A 15,241-nucleotide genomic window follows, 5' to 3' on the forward strand; every position below is an offset into this window, starting at 1 on the left:
CCGGCTGTCCCCGCTCTCCAGCGTGATGCCCCGGCTGGAATCTTCCTCGCCGTTGACGTACAGCCTGATCGTGGTTGAGCCCTTACCCGTGCCCCTGTTGGCCACGCCGACGTTTACCGTCAGTACGTCCCCCGGCGCCACCCTGTCGGCAGACAGCGAGGCGCTCTGCACGTAAATATTGGGCAGGCCTATGGGCGCCTGGGAAGATGGAGCGGGAATGGACGGCGAGGAAGATTGCGGCCCTGCGTTCACTAAAGTCTGGTTAGACGGCGGCGGGGTAACAACTAAAGCCGGCCCTCCCGGATCGGTGATGACGCCATTAGCCACCCCATCGGCGTCACCCAGGCCGCCGTCTCTGATGGTGATAGTCAGGACGCTGTCGCTGTTGTTGCTGCCCAGCATCGAGGTACAGTCAACCCATTGCCCGTTAATGCACTTCCAGTATTCCGTGTCCGCCGGCATATCCGCAGGCAGAATGATGACAATGGTTGCGGACGACCCCGGTGTGATTCCCGTGACGGTGAAGGAGAAGAGGCCGTGCGGGAAGCTGAGATCCTCCCTGGGCGTGCAGGCAAGCGCCGATTCATCCTTCGCGGTCAGGTTTGTAAAATAGCCGTTAAGCGTTGAAAAATAGGCTGTCCCGCTGCCAGTGGACGTGGCGACGGAGGCCTGGGTCAGCTCGTAGGCGCCCGTATCGCAGGTGCTTCCCTGCCAACGTGGTACGCCACGCTGGTCCACCGCTGGGAAGCCTTCTCCGATACCATGGTCTATGGCCAGGCTGCCGTGCAGCAGAGCATGGGTGAAGGTTGGACCGCCGTTGTCCTGCAACGGGCCCAGCAACGGGTCGGTGTTTATCAGGTCGGTACCCACGTTGAAGCCGCAGCTATTCTCACTGTCCAGGTTGTATCCATTAGAGTCGGTAACACCACCCGGTTCAGTGTAGCCATTGTTATGGGCTGCATCGCCCGCTGTGTTGTTGCCCACTATGGTGCTCTCAAATGTAGCAGTACCTTCATTGTAGAACCCACCGCCTTTGGCTGAAGCGTCTGTTGCCCGGTTATTGGCGATGGTTGAATACTCCGAAGTCATTTCGTCGCCCTGCCCATTGTAAATGCCACCGCCGCCTTCGGACCCGGAGGCAGAGTTGCCGCTTATAGTACAATTGCACATATATAGAGTGCCCCGGTTTTCTATTCCTCCACCATGCGCCCCGTAATTACCGCTGACTGTGCACCTGTTAATATAAAGCGTGCCCCAGTTTAATATGCCGCCGGTGCCTAAGCCTACATTGTTCCTGACGGTGCAGTCATAGAGATTCAGCGTATTCAAAGCTCTTATAAAGATACCGGCAACACCATCCTGATAGCCGTTCTGGATGGTGAAGCCTGAAATGGTTACATCTGCATCAGCCGCCGTGCTTTCAACAACAGTTTCGTAAGGAATGAATCCGCCACCGTCTATGAAGGTGTCGGGTGCGCCAGCACCCTCCAAAGTCAGGGCTTTGGAAATTATGATTTGTCCCACGTAGGTTCCCGCGGCAACGTGAACAGTCCCGCCCGCGTCAACAGTATCTATGCCCTTCTGGATGGTGGCAAATGGCTCAGCCTCGGTGCCGTGATTGCCGTCGCTGCCAGTGGTAGCTACCCAGACCTCAGGCATACCGCCGTTGGCGCTGACTCCATGTTCCGGCTGCAGCGGCAGCGCCGCCAGCGACAGCAATAAGATTAAAACCAGCGAAACTATCTTCCCTGCCATAGAAGTATCTCTCCCGTTTGATTTGCCCCCTGACATCGGCATTGTCTTCATTGTTTTAGCACGTGTATCTCTGCCGTCTTGATATGTATATAAATCCTAATACCAGGGAGACGAAAATCAGGGCGCAGCTGACGAACAGGATGAGGTTGGCATCAACGATCTCCTCAACTATGAAATTGCCTGCTTGCGCACCATCCACCCGGACGCTGTAGGCGCCGGGCCGGCTGCGGCTCAGCGTGAAAATAACCTGCCGGCTGTCCCCGCTCTCCAGCGTGATGCCCCGGCTGGAATCTTCCTCGCCGTTGACGTACAGCCTGATCGTGGTTGAGCCCTTACCCGTGCCCCTGTTGGCCACGCCGACGTTTACCGTCAGTACGCCCCCCGGCGCCACCCTGTCGACAGACAGCGAGGCGCTCTGCACGTAAATATTGGGCAGGCTGACGGGAGCCTGAGAAGCGGGAGAGTGGAGGGACGGCGAGGACGACTGCGGCCCTGTGCTCGCGCCGGATTGGACACCCGGCGTTACGGCTATGGCAGGACCACCCGGATCTATAATGGTGCCATTCGCTGCACCGTCGGCATCCGCCGGACCACCGTCTGTCAGGGTTAGTGTCAGTAAATTATCACCATCGTTATCGCCGATCAGCGAGGTGACATTCACCCATTGTCCATTGATGCATTTCCAGTACTGTGAATCCGCAGGGATAGCAGAGGGAAGCGTGATGGTTACAGTCACGGTTGAGCCCGGGGTAAGATTGGTGATATTAAATGAGAAAAAGCCATGTGGGAAACTGTATCCTTCCAGATCGCCACATGCCGTCGCGGCCGATGCGGTCAGATTATTGATAGAGCCACCATTGGTGGTGAAGGTGGCGGCGCCGCTTCCCGTGGCTGTTTGCACATTCTGGGTTTGCTGCCCCGCCCGGGTAACGGTAAATCCGTCATTCAGGCTGCCGGTGCCGGCAGGAGTGGTAACCGAGACATTCCTGACGCCGGGTGAAGCAAAGGACATTATGGTGATACTGGCGGTTATCCGCGTATCGCTATCTACCGTGAAGCCATTCACCGAGACATAGCTGCCCAGTGCGCCGAACCTGACCGAGGTTGCTCCCGTGAAGTTAGTGCCCGTTATGGTGACATCCAGCGTCTGCCCCTGGGTACCCGAATTGGGATTGACCGATGTAATTGAAGGGGGGACCAGGCGCTGGAGCTCGTAGGCGCCGATGTCGAAGCCGTCGAGCATTGGCCTGGTAAAGCCGCGCTGGTCGTGATCCGGGCCGTCGGCGGCTCCATTGAACGCCGGACTTATCTGAGAAATAGCGTGCGTGAAGGTGGGCCCGCCATTGTCCTGCAGCGGGCCAAGCAATGGGTCGGTGCCTATCAGGTCGGATGGATGGTTGAAGTTACACGAGTTCTCGCTATCGATATTGCAGCCCTGAGATATGATCCCGTCAGGAGGTTCGGAATAACCGTTGTTGTTAATGCCGTCACCTGACGTATTGTTGGCCACAATGCAGTTTTTGAAGTAGGCAGTTCTATCTGAGGAGTTAGCGAATCCGCCGCCCAGGGCACCAGTGAAGTTGCTCGTGGAGTTACTGACGATAGTGCAATTATGCAGCGTCACAGTGCCGTTATTCCAGACTCCGCCGCCGCTGTTAAATTCAGCTCTGGTCAGGTGGTTATCGCTTATGGTGCAGTTGGTCAGCCACATCTCACCACTTTCTCCTATAACACCCGGTGTATTTTGAATGCCGCCGCCATGATAAACAGCAGAATTGCCACTTACGGTGCATCTGTACATGTTGAGCTGGCCTGTGTTGTAAATGCCGCCGCCGTATTCGGCTGCGTTGTCTTTGACAACGCAGTCGTTGAGGGTGACTATATGTGTCTCGCCAATGTATATGCCCCCGCCGTGGGGACTGTCGGAAACACCGTTGCGAATTGTAAAACCGGATATAACGTTTTGTGTATCCGGATTACTGGAAATGTAGATTACCCTGCCCGAGCCGCCACCGTCTATAATCGTATCAGGAGCGCCGGCGCCTGCTAGGTCCACTGCCTTGGATATGTCCAGGTTCTCATAATAAGTCCCGGCAGCCACATGCACCGTACCTCCATCGCCTATCTCAACAGTGTCTATACCCTTCTGGATGGTGGCGAAGGGCTGTGCTTCGGTGCCGGGATTGCCGTCGCTGCCCGTGGTCGCTACCCAGACCTCGGTTACGCCCCCGTCGGCGCTGACTCCATGTTCCGACTGCAGCGGCAGCACCGCCAGTGCCAGTGCCAGGATCAGAAGCAGAGCGGCTATTTTACCTGTCATATGCCAATCCCCCTACACTGATAAAAAACCATGTTACAGTACCGTAACATGGTTTCACTCCCTGATAAACAATACGAATATCCGTATTTTAAACGCAAAACGCACCCAGTCTCGCCCAGACATTCTCGCGCTGAACTCAGATTATATTAATCCTGTCGAATAATAATGTCAACGCAATGCACCACCGGCGGCGATTTGCCGCACTTCCGCACCATCCGTAGCTAAAATTTGATTATACAAACTCGCATTGTTTATACTGGTAAATTGAGGTTTTTTAAATATGGCTCCCGCTAAAGACTATTACTCGATACTGGGCGTGCCGCGCGGCGCCTCGGATGAGCAGCTCAAAAAGGCCTACCGCAGGATGGCCATGGAGTATCATCCCGACCGCAACGGCAACCCCGGCGCCGACGAGCGCTTCAAGGAGATAAACGAGGCCTACGAGGTGCTCTCGGACACCGATAAACGCGCTTTCTACGACCGCACCGGCCGCTCGCCCGGCAACGGCGGCGACAGCATGGGCTTCGATTCATTCGAGTTCGGCGGCCTGGGGGACATCTTCGAGGCCTTCTTCGGCGGCGCCGCCTCCACCAACCAGAGGCGCTCACCGCACAAGGGCCAGGACATCGGATTCAGGGTATCGCTGTCCTTCGAGGAGGCCTACACCGGCGCCGCCAGGGAGATCGAGATCAGCCGCGTCGAGCTGTGCTCCGCCTGCAAGGGCATCGGCTGCAAACCCGGCACCAATCCCGAGAAATGTCCCGACTGCAACGGGGCGGGACAGGTGCGGCGCACGGCGCAGAGCATCTTCGGGCGCTTCGTGCAGACCTCCACCTGCCCCAACTGCAGCGGACAGGGCACCGTGATCAAGTCGCCCTGCGCTCAGTGCCGCGGACAGGGTCGAGAGAGGATCAAACGCAAGCTGCACGTCAGCATACCTGCCGGGGTGGACGAGGAGAGCCAGATGAGGATGCAGCACGAGGGCGAGGCCGGCTACTACGGCGGCCAGCCCGGCGACCTCTACCTGCGCTTCGACATCAAACCGCACAAGTTCTTCGTGCGCCGACAGTCAGATATAGTGATAGCCCTGCCGCTCAACTTCGCGCAGGCCGCGCTGGGATGCACGGTCAACGTGCCCACCATGGAGGGGGTCTTCAGCCTCAAGGTGCCGCCCGGCACACACCACGGCAAGGTCTTTCGCATCAGGGAACGCGGATTCCCGCGGCTCAACTCGCGGGGACGCGGCGACCAGCTGGTGATAACCAGACTGATCACGCCCGAAAAGCTGGACCACCGCCAGAAGCAGCTGCTGGAGGAGCTGGCGGCCAGCCTGCCCAAAACCGAGGAATTCGCCCGTCCGGGCGAAGAGCTGCTGCAGAGCCTGGACTGAACCGGACTATTTTTTTGTCTTATGCGGCCCGGCGCCCAGCTTGTTCTCGGTGCCCTCCTGCAGGCGCGTGATATTGGTACGGTGCTGCCAGATGATGAGGACCGCCGCCACCAGGCCGTAGAGCGCGTACAGCGGGGCCACCAGGGCCAGCAGCGCCAGCACCAGCATGGCGAAGAATACGCAGAGGGAGGCCAGCATGGAGCCCAGCGAGACATAGCGTGTGGTTAATGCCACGGCTATGCCCGCCGCCAGGCCCACCAGGGCCACCATCCAGTTGATCACGAGCAGTCCGCCGATGAAGCAGGCCACCCCCTTGCCTCCCTTGAAACCGATATAGGCCGACCAGTTGTGCCCCACCATGACCATGATGGCGGCCAGGCACTGCGCGGCCTGTATATGTATATCGTGTCCGGCAACGATGAAAGTGTCGCTGCCGATGATCAGCATGCCCAGCAAGACCGCCAGGGCGGCCTTGCCCAGGTCGAGCAGGGCGGTGAGTATGCCCGGCCTGGTCCCCAGCGTGCGGAACACGTTGGTGGCGCCGATGTTTCCACTGCCGTGCTGCCGGATGTCGACGTGCGCCATGCTGCGGCTGATGATAAGGCCGAAGGGGATGGCGCCCAGAAGGTAGGCCAGGACGGCTATGGCGAGGAATTTCAAGGGTAATATCACGAGATCTTTCCTCCGGTTTTACTTGACTTCTTCGATGCCTTTTTGAACAGGAGCTTGAGCGAGGTTCCGTAGAAACCGAACGTCTGACGCAGCCTGTTCTCCAGGTAGCGCTCGTATGAGAAATGCACCAGCAGCGGGTCGTTCACCAGGAAGGTGAAGCAGGGGGGATTGACTCCGCCCTGGTATGCCCGGTAAACCACCAGCCTCTTCGTCCCGCGGGGCGGCGGGGCATGCGAGGCCACCGCCTCTTTGACCAGCCCGTCGATCACGTCGTCCGGCAATTGCTTCTGCCTCTCATCCCAGGCTTCAAGGGCAATCGGTATGATGTTTTTAACGCCCAGCCCGGTGAGGGCCGATGTGAATAATATCGGGGCATGCGCGATGAACTTCATGCGCTTGTCAACGGCGGCCACGTAATCGTCCCGGGTATCCGGGTCCGCCAGGTCCCATTTATTGACCACCAGCACGATGCCCTTGCAGGCCTCCTTGATATAGCCCGCCACGTGCGTATCCTGCGCCGTGATGAACTCGGTGGCGTCCATGATCAGCAGGGCCACGTCGCAGCGGTTGATGGCGCGCAGCGTGCGCACCAGCCCGTAATACTCCAGCCCCACGCCCGCCTTGCCGCGCTTGCGTATGCCGGCCGTATCGATCAGCACGACCTCCCTGCCGCCGTGTTTGACCACGGTGTCCGTGGCGTCCCTGGTCGTGCCCGCCGTGGGGTCGACGATTGTGCGCTCGGACCCCGCCACGGCGTTGACCAGCAGGGACTTGCCCACGTTGGGCCGTCCCACGATGGCCAGCCTGGGCCTGCCATCCTCCTCCGCCGTCTCGGACGGGGGAGGCAGCTTGGCCACGACGGCCTCCAGCAGCTCATGTATGCCGCGGCCGTGGTGGGCGCTGATGGGCAGGGGCTCGCCCAATCCGAGCTGATAGAACTCGGCAGAGGAGCTCCTCTGTTTTTCGGTTTCGGCCTTATTGGCGGCCAGCACCACCTGTTTGCCAAGGCTGCGCAGCCTGTCGGCTATCTCGGAATCGGCGGCGATCAGGCCGTCCCTGGCATCGACAACGAAGATGACCAGGTCGGACTCGGCGATGGCCGCCTCCACCTGCTTCTTGACCTTGCGCCCCATCTCGGAGCCCGGCACGGGCTCCAGCCCGCCGGTATCGATCAGCGTGACCTCGTGGTCGAGCGCCCTGACATCGGCGAAGATGCGGTCGCGCGTGGTGCCCGGCAGGTCCTCCACGATGGCTATGGGGGCGCCGGCGATGCGGTTGAAGAGCGTGGACTTGCCCACGTTGGGCCGTCCCACGATGCTTATTATTGGATTCATCTGCGTGCAACCATTCTAATTCATGCGGCGATGCAACTTAATACGTAATACTACGGAGATGGGCGCCCGTAAAGGCCTATTTATATAGCTCGGCCAGCAGCGTGCGCTGAAAGTGCAGGCGATTTTCCGCCTGGTCGAAGATGATTGAGCGGTATTTATCGATGATGCCAACCTCCACCTCGTCGCCGTGGTGGGCGGGCAGGGGATGCATGACGATGGCGTCTTTTTTTGCGTACGACAGCAGCTTTTCGTTGATCTGGTAATCGTGGAAGGCGATGCAGCGCTGCTCGTACTCCTCCTCCTGCCCCATGCTGGTCCAGACGTCGGTGTAAACGATGTCGGCGTCTTTAGCCGCCATGGCGGGCTCCTCCAGCAGCATGATATGGCTGTCGCTCTTCTCGGCGTACTTGTTGGCGACCATCAGTATCTTATCCTTGAGGCTGTACTCCTGCGGCGAGGCGATCAGGAAATTGATACCCACCATGGAGCAGGCCAGCAGCAGCGAATTTGCCACGTTGTTGCCATCCCCGATGAAGGCCAGGTTAAGCCCCTTGAACTTGCCTTTGCGCTCGTAGATGGTGGTCAGGTCGGCCAGCGCCTGGCAGGGATGCTCGTAGTCGGAGAGGGCGTTGATCACCGGTATGGAGGCGAACTCGGCCAGTTTCTCAAGCGTATGGTGCATAAAAGTGCGGGACACGATTCCCTGCACGTAGCGGCTGAGCACGTGGGCCACATCGGGCACCGACTCGCGCTTGCCCAGCCCGACCTCTTCGGGGGACATATAGATAGCGTAGCCGCCCAGCTGGTGGACGGCCAGCTCGAAGCTCATCCTGGTGCGCAGCGAGGGCTTCTCGAAGAGCAGGGCGATGTTCTTGCCCTCCAGGACCTGAGTCCAGGGCCCTTTCTTGGACTTCGCCGCCTTCTCTACGAGCTGCTGCACCTCGTCCGGCGTGAGGTCTGATACAGACAGTATGTCCCGTTTAGCCAATCTACGATCACTCCTTAATTAAAGTATCAGTATACCATAACAGGAAGCTCGGGTCAGCGCAGGCGCTCAGATACCGTCGCGCAAGCGGGCGTAGATCAGCCCGTCGATGTTCTCGCCGTCCTTGTAAATGCCTTTGACCAGGCGCCCCTCCAGCTTGAAGCCGCACTTCTCCAGCACATGCGCGGAGGCGGTGTTGCGGGCGAAGACCAGCGCCTGCAGGCGCACCATATCCAGCTTGCCGAAGGCGAAGTCGACTATCACGGGCACAGCGGCCGTGGCGATGCCTTTTCCCCAGTAGGGCTCGGCCAGCCAGTAGCCCAGCTCGGCCGACCGGCGGAAGACGCCGCCAAGCAATTTCAGGCCGATGCCGCCGATGGCCTCCCTGTCCGTGGCGATGGCAAAGTTGGTTACAGGTTCCCTGGTCGAGAGGCCGATCCATTCGCGGGCATCCGCCGCCGTATAGGGATGCGGGAAGCGGTCATCCAGGTTGAGCCAGATCTTGCGGTTGTCGGCGTATTTAACCAGGGCCGCCTCGTCCGAGGGCGCCCAGTCCCTGATGGTATATTCGCCGATTTTGATATTCATCCTTTCTCCGGCTATATTCTAACCCAATTTAACTCCGTGCCATAGCGCGGTTTAATGCTATAATGTGCCGTAAGATTGCGGTAATGCAGGCGGGTACGGGTGATGTCTAAAGAAAAGCCCCTCTTAATTCTCTTCGATGGAAATGCGCTGGTGCACCGCGCATTCCACGCGCTGCCGCCCCTCTCCATCACCAGGACCGGGGAGATGGTCAACGCCGTGCAGGGCTTCGCCAGCACGCTGCTAAAGCTGCTGCGGGAGAACAAGCCCGACTACTGGGCCATCGCCTTCGACCGCGCCGCCCCCACCTTCCGGCACGAGATGTTCGAGGACTACAAGGCGCAGCGACCTAAAACGCCCCCCGAACTGGTCACGCAGATCGAGCGCGTCCACCAGCTGGCCGGGGCCTTTAACCTGCCCGTGTTCGAGATGGACGGCTTCGAGGCCGACGACCTGATCGGCACCATCAGCACGCGGGCCAACGCGGAAGGTGTGGACACGTTGATCATAACCGGCGACAACGACATGCTGCAGATGGTGCAGCCGGGCATCCGCGTGATGTCCCCGCGGCGCGGCTTCGCCGACACGGTGGTCTACGACGCCCCCGCCGTGAAGGAGAAATACGGCCTAGACCCGGAGCAGCTCATCAGCTACAAGGCGCTGGTGGGCGACCCCTCGGACAACATACCCGGCGTCAAGGGCATCGGCGATAAAACGGCCGTCAAGCTGCTGCAGCAGTTCCACGACATAGCCAACCTGTACGATCACGTGGACGAGGTCCAGCCGGAGCGCATACGAAACCTGCTGCGCGATAGCCGCGAGACCGCCATGCAGAACAGGAAGCTCGCCGCCATAGTCACCGACGTGCCTGTTGCCTTCGACATAAACGCCTGCAAGGTCAGCTCGTACGACCGCAACAGCGTGGTGGAGCTGTTCCGCGAGCTCGGCTTCTCATCCCTGTTGTCGCGTCTGCCCGAGGAGATCGGCGGGGCGCCGTCATCCGCGCCGTCATCCACCCCATCGTCCACCCCTGCAGCCGCCCCCGCAACACAAGCGGCCGGGAGCAGCTATATCATCGTGAGCTCCGCACAGAAGCTGGACGAGCTGGCTCTGCGACTGTCATACGCAGGAACTTTCGCGGTCTCGGTAACGCCGTCCGGCGACAATGCCATGCAGGCCGGGCTGGTGGGCATCGCCATCTCGCCGGCGCGTGGCGAATCATATTACATTCCCATCGGACACATGACTCTCGATCGCACGGGGCAGCTTCCGCTTAAAACAATCATCAAGGCACTGGGCGCCTGCATAACGCAGGAGCGCTACGCCAAAATAGTCTACGACGGCAAATTCGACATCATATTAATGTCCCAGAACGGGCTGAAGATGGGCGGCGTCAACTTCGACGTGCTGATAGCCGCCTACCTGCTGGGCGAGAAGTCGCTCAATCTCAAGTCGCTGGCCTTCAACAGGCTGGGCATCGAGGCGCGCGAGCTGGCCGACCTGACGGGCAGCGGCGCCAAACAGGTATCGCCGGCGCGCCTTTCCATCGAGCAGGTGGGCGAGCTGGGCTGCAGCGACTCCGACATAACGCTCAGGCTCAAGGAATCGCTGGAGCAGGAGCTGCGCAGCGAGGAGCTGTGGAGCCTGTTCAACGACGTGGAAATGCCCCTGGTGCCGCTGCTGGCCGAGATGGAGATGAACGGCGTGCTGCTGGACCGTGCGCTGCTGATGGAGATGTCGGCCGCGCTGGGCGCGGACATGCAGCGGCTTGAGAAGTCCATCTATGAGGCGGTCGGCCACCAGTTCAACATCAACTCGCCCCAGCAGATTTCGGGCGTGCTTTTCAATGAGCTCAAGCTGCAGCCGCTGCAGTCCAAACGCAAGACGCAGAGCGGCTTCTCCACCGATGCGGCCGTGCTCGAGGAGCTGAAGGACGCGCACCCCGTGATCAAATTCATACTGGAATACCGCCAGCTTTCCAAGCTGAAATCCACCTACACCGACGCCCTGCCGCAGCTGATCAATCCCAAAACGGGCCGGGTGCACACCAGCTTCAACCAGACGGGCACGACGACGGGACGGCTGTCGTCCAGCGAGCCAAACCTGCAGAACCTGCCGGTGAGGGGCGAGATCGGGGCCAGGATCCGGCAGTCTATTATTGCGCAGCCCGGATGGATGCTGCTGTCGGCCGACTACTCGCAGATCGACCTGCGCGCGCTGGCGCACCTCTCGAAGGACCAGGAGCTGATCGACACCTTCCTGCGCGACGAAGATATCCACACGCATACGGCTTCGGAGGTGTTCGGGGTGCCGGACAGCGAGGTCACGCCGCGCATGCGCCGCGCCGCCAAGACGGTCAACTTCGGTGTCATCTACGGCATGAGCGGATACGGCCTCCAGCAGGCCACCGACCTGAGCAGGGAGGAGGCCGAGCTATTTATCAGCACCTATTTCAAGCGCTACCCGGGCGTCAAGAACTACCTGGAGGCCACCAAGCGGCAGGCGGCGGCCCTCGGCTACGTGCAGACGGTGCTGGGCCGAAGGCGCTTTATACCGGAGATAAACTCGACCAACCGGCTGGCCAGGGAGTCCGCCGAGCGCATGGCCATCAATATGCCCGTGCAGGGCACGTCGGCGGATATCATCAAGATCGCCATGGTCAACCTTCACCGCGAGATGAAAAAGCGCGGCATGAAGACCATGATGATACTGCAGGTGCATGACGAGCTGGTGTTCGAGGCGCCGCCGGAGGAGATGGATGCTATTAAACAGATGGTGCTGGAGATCATGCCCGCAGCCATAAAGCTGGTGGTGCCGCTCAAAATCGACATCAAGGTGGGACAGAACTGGGGTGAGATGGCCTGATGCCCGAGCTGCCGGAAGTCGAGACCATCGTCAACAACCTGAGGCCCCGCGTGGTGGGAAAAACTATTATCGGCATCGTGGTCAGGGACACCAGGCCGCTACAGCAGACCGGGGTGGAGGAGTTCTGCCGGCGCCTGATAGGGCGCAGCATCAAGGGACTGTCGCGGCGCGGCAAATATATCATTTTCAGCCTCTCGCATGGCAATAATCTGGTCGTCCATCTGCGCATGACCGGCGCCCTGCTGTGGAACCCCGCCGGGCCGGAGCCTTTCTCAAGGCTGGAGCTCATACTGGACGACCGCTCAAAGCTGGTCTACACCGATGTGAGAAGGTTCGGCACGTTCAATCTGGTCCGTGACGCGGGGAAAGTGGTGGGCAAGCTCGGCATAGAGCCGCTGAGTGACGAATTCACGCGTGCGGCGCTGGCCGCATATCTGGCGACCCGCTCGACGCCCGTCAAGACGGCGCTGCTCAACCAGGAGCGCATCGCGGGCATCGGCAACATGTATGCCGACGAGGCGCTCTTCGCCGCCGGCATACATCCCTTGAGACCGTCCAACTCGCTCAAGCCGAAAGAGATCGCGGCCCTGCACAGGTCCATCAGGGCGGTGCTGAAGAAAGCAGTGAAAAACCAGGGCGCGAGCATACGCAACTACCGCCGCCCGGACGGAGAGGCGGGACGGGCGCACGAGGAATTCGCCGTGGCGCACCGCGGCGGCTGTTCCTGTCCCCGATGCTCCACACCCATCAGCCGCATTGTGGTGGGGCAGAGGGGCACCTATTTCTGCCCGCGCTGCCAGCCGGCACCGGGCAAACCAAGTAAAACTTCAGGAGGACGACATGGGCAAGGATAAATCCGCCAAACCGGCGGATCCTACCGCAACCAACGATGTCAATACACTTTGTAGTCTGCTGGGCGGCAAGGACGGCGTCACCAGGAGCAAGGCCAGGGCGGCCCTGGTCGACATCGGCAGGCCGGCGGTAACCGCGCTGGTGGGCGCGTTGAAAGACCGCAATCAGACCGTGAGGTGGGAGTCGGCCAAAGCGCTGGGACAGATCATGGACCCCAAATCCATCGACGCGCTGGTGACGGCGCTGCAGGACAGGCTATTCGACGTGCGCTGGCTGGCGGCGGAGGCACTGATAGGCATTGGGGATAAATCGGTCAAGCCGATCCTGCAGGCTATTGTAGATAACCCGGAATCGGAGGAGGTGAGGGAGGGGGCGCATCATGTCCTGCACGACCTTCGGGCCAGCCGCTACCGGGAAATTCTCAAGCCGGTCATCGCTTCCATGGAGGATGTGACCTTCACGCTGGACATACCGCTCGAGGCCAAAAAAGCGCTTAAATCCATACGTTGAGCGGCAGTGCAACCGAACCGGGCGAACGGCCTATTGCATTGTCATATGATTTATGGTAAAACAGGCCAGACTTTGAAAAGGAGGTGGCCATTATGCCAGCCTGGGTTACAACTATCGATCAGCTCGGACCCGAGAAAGTCCTGCACGTTTACGACCCTTCAACCGAACTGAGGGGTGTCGTGGTCGTCGATACCGTATCCATAGGGGGCGCGGCGGGAGGCACGCGCATGCTGCCCGATATAACCACCGAGGAGATATTCCTGCTTGCACGAGCCATGACCCACAAGTTCGCCATCCTCGACTTCCCCATCGGCGGCGCCAAGGCGGGCATCTGGGCCGAGCCCGGCATCCGCGGTCCGCAGCGCAGGGAGCTGATGCTGTCCTTCGGCAGGGCCGTCAAGACGCTGCTGGGCGCAGGCGTTACGCTGGCCGCCGACATGGGCACTGACAACGACGATGTCGCTACCTTCTTCGAAGGGGCCGGTGTGCCCAAGAAATTCACCGGCCTTTCGTCCCAGATGATCGACGGCGAGCCGCTGGAGGACCACGCCACGGGTTACGGTGTGGCGGTAGCCGCCCTTTCGGCCTGCCAGTTCGCCGGGGTCAACGTCAAGAACGCAAAGGTGGCCATCGAAGGCTTCGGCAAGGTGGGCGGCGGTGTGGCCCGCTACATCAGCGAGTCCGGCGCCAGCGTGGTGGCGATCTCGACCATCGACGGCGGCATCTACAATAAGGACGGCCTGGATGTGAAAGCCCTGCTGGAGGCGCGCAAGACGGCGGGCGACAAGGCTGTCACGGAATATAAAAAGGCCAAACGCATCAGGAGCCAGGAGATCTACAGCCTGCCGGTGGATATACTCATACCCGGCGCGCGGCCGTACGTGATAACCAAAAAGAACGCGGGCAGCATCAAAGCCAGGATTATCTCCAGCATCGCCAACATACCGATGACGGACGAGGCCGAGGCCATCCTCTTCAAGAAGGGCATTCTGGCGGTGCCTGATTTCATATCCAACGCAGGAGGGGTGATACTGGGAGTGGTGGACGTCCTGGGCGGCAGCTCGGACGACCTGTTCAGGGTGCTGCGTGACCTGATCGGACCGCTCTCCTCCAGCATACTCAGCGAGGCCAAACAGCAGGGCATCAATCCCAGGGCGCTGGCAGTGCAGAAGACCACGGCCAAGGTAATGGCAGCCAGGAGCGAGCCGCCTGCAGCTGTGGACCTTGAGAAGCTGATCGTCGATATGAGGAAGCGCCTGGGATTCACAGCTTAGCACCCGGGACGACGCATATCGGTCAAGCCGCTCAAAGGGAAAAAACGCTGCACGGCGCCTATTGCGGGGCATTAGTCGTAAGTGTATAATATTCGGACACAAGCATGATCGGATATGGCAGATGAAGCCGTTGGCGCCGATACCTGTAGCCGGTCATAGCTCGATATCATCGGAGGAGGTGCTTTATGGCGCTCACGCAGGTGTGGTTGTTCTCAACGATAGCCGGTGTGATTATCGTCCTTATCCTGTGGTGGAGGACCAAAAACAAGAGAGATTTTTACAGTGCGGCCCTGTCTGCATTTATCTGGTCCTGGCCGACCTTCCTGATTGAATGGTACGGGGTATGTGTCATCCAAATCTGGTATGACCCAACCGCAACGGCTGTGCCCCCCGTTCCCTGGATTTTCCTGGCATGGTCGTTTGTCCTGGGTATCATACTGCTTTTTCTTTATCGAACTGTATACGATAAAAAAATTGTGCTGTTGTGCTTCATCATAACAACAGCCGGCACCGAGGCGTTTTTCATCGCCACATCCCTCCTTTCGGGCAAATGGGCCCACGGGGGCGGCTGGAATCCTTACTGGGGTTTCGTGCATGTCTTTGTTTTAAAGTGCCTGCTGGTCGCCATCGATATGCTGCTGAAAAAGTATGTATTCAACCGGATCGGGCTGGGTGAACCCGGGAAATAACGGGCGCCAT

12 protein-coding genes are annotated in these 15,241 nt (G+C 59.7%); 6 read left to right on the forward strand and 6 right to left on the reverse strand.

Going from position 1 to position 15,241, the window contains the following annotated elements; genetic code table 11:
- Positions 1-1,755: choice-of-anchor U domain-containing protein (locus WC359_06195; protein ID MFA5400008.1), on the reverse strand; the 1,755-nt coding region annotated here is incomplete at its 3' end.
- A 55-nt stretch (positions 1,756-1,810) separates the two neighbouring features.
- Complete coding sequence (locus WC359_06200) at positions 1,811-4,075, reverse strand: choice-of-anchor U domain-containing protein (protein MFA5400009.1); 2,265 nt, start codon at positions 4,073-4,075, stop codon at positions 1,811-1,813.
- Between the two features lie 280 nt (positions 4,076-4,355).
- Between WC359_06200 and dnaJ the strand changes: the two genes are divergently transcribed.
- Entirely contained in the window at positions 4,356-5,465 is a 1,110-nt protein-coding gene (gene dnaJ / locus WC359_06205; GenBank protein ID MFA5400010.1) for a molecular chaperone DnaJ, read from the forward strand.
- A 6-nt stretch (positions 5,466-5,471) separates the two neighbouring features.
- Here the strand turns inward: dnaJ and plsY are convergent, their stop codons facing one another.
- The 4 genes from plsY to WC359_06225 all read right to left on the reverse strand — a co-directional run bounded on the left by plsY (position 5,472) and on the right by WC359_06225 (position 9,044).
- Positions 5,472-6,137, reverse strand: a complete 666-nt coding sequence (gene plsY, locus WC359_06210; GenBank protein MFA5400011.1) for a glycerol-3-phosphate 1-O-acyltransferase PlsY — start codon at positions 6,135-6,137, stop codon at positions 5,472-5,474.
- The gene (gene der / locus WC359_06215; protein ID MFA5400012.1) at positions 6,134-7,471 is read right to left on the reverse strand and encodes a ribosome biogenesis GTPase Der; all 1,338 of its coding nucleotides are present in this window, start codon (positions 7,469-7,471) and stop codon (positions 6,134-6,136) included. The genes plsY and der overlap by 4 nt, the downstream gene beginning before the upstream one ends.
- Positions 7,472-7,547: 76 nt before the next feature.
- The gene (gene argF, locus WC359_06220; GenBank protein ID MFA5400013.1) at positions 7,548-8,459 is read right to left on the reverse strand and encodes an ornithine carbamoyltransferase; all 912 of its coding nucleotides are present in this window, start codon (positions 8,457-8,459) and stop codon (positions 7,548-7,550) included.
- A gap of 66 nt (positions 8,460-8,525) precedes the next feature.
- The gene (locus WC359_06225; protein ID MFA5400014.1) at positions 8,526-9,044 is read right to left on the reverse strand and encodes a GNAT family protein; all 519 of its coding nucleotides are present in this window, start codon (positions 9,042-9,044) and stop codon (positions 8,526-8,528) included.
- Between the two features lie 102 nt (positions 9,045-9,146).
- Here WC359_06225 and polA point away from each other — a divergent pair, with 102 nt between their 5' ends.
- The 5 genes from polA to WC359_06250 all read left to right on the forward strand — a co-directional run bounded on the left by polA (position 9,147) and on the right by WC359_06250 (position 15,231).
- Positions 9,147-11,906 carry a DNA polymerase I gene (polA, locus tag WC359_06230; GenBank protein MFA5400015.1) on the forward strand — a complete coding sequence of 920 codons (2,760 nt, stop codon included), beginning with the start codon at positions 9,147-9,149 and terminating at the stop codon, positions 11,904-11,906.
- Positions 11,906-12,760, forward strand: a complete 855-nt coding sequence (gene mutM, locus WC359_06235) for a DNA-formamidopyrimidine glycosylase (GenBank protein ID MFA5400016.1) — start codon at positions 11,906-11,908, stop codon at positions 12,758-12,760. Before polA ends, mutM begins: the two co-directional genes overlap by 1 nt.
- Complete coding sequence (locus tag WC359_06240) at positions 12,747-13,268, forward strand: HEAT repeat domain-containing protein (protein ID MFA5400017.1); 522 nt, start codon at positions 12,747-12,749, stop codon at positions 13,266-13,268. The genes mutM and WC359_06240 overlap by 14 nt, the downstream gene beginning before the upstream one ends.
- A 92-nt stretch (positions 13,269-13,360) precedes the next feature.
- Positions 13,361-14,542, forward strand: coding sequence for a Glu/Leu/Phe/Val dehydrogenase dimerization domain-containing protein (locus tag WC359_06245; protein MFA5400018.1), 1,182 nt, complete (start codon positions 13,361-13,363; stop codon positions 14,540-14,542).
- A 185-nt stretch (positions 14,543-14,727) separates the two neighbouring features.
- A complete protein-coding gene (locus WC359_06250; GenBank protein MFA5400019.1) occupies positions 14,728-15,231 on the forward strand; it encodes a hypothetical protein in 504 nt (167 codons plus the stop codon).
- Positions 15,232-15,241: the final 10 nt, after the last annotated feature.

Source organism: Dehalococcoidia bacterium (assembly GCA_041653995.1).
Classification (GTDB): domain Bacteria; phylum Chloroflexota; class Dehalococcoidia; order GIF9; family UBA5629; genus CAIMUM01.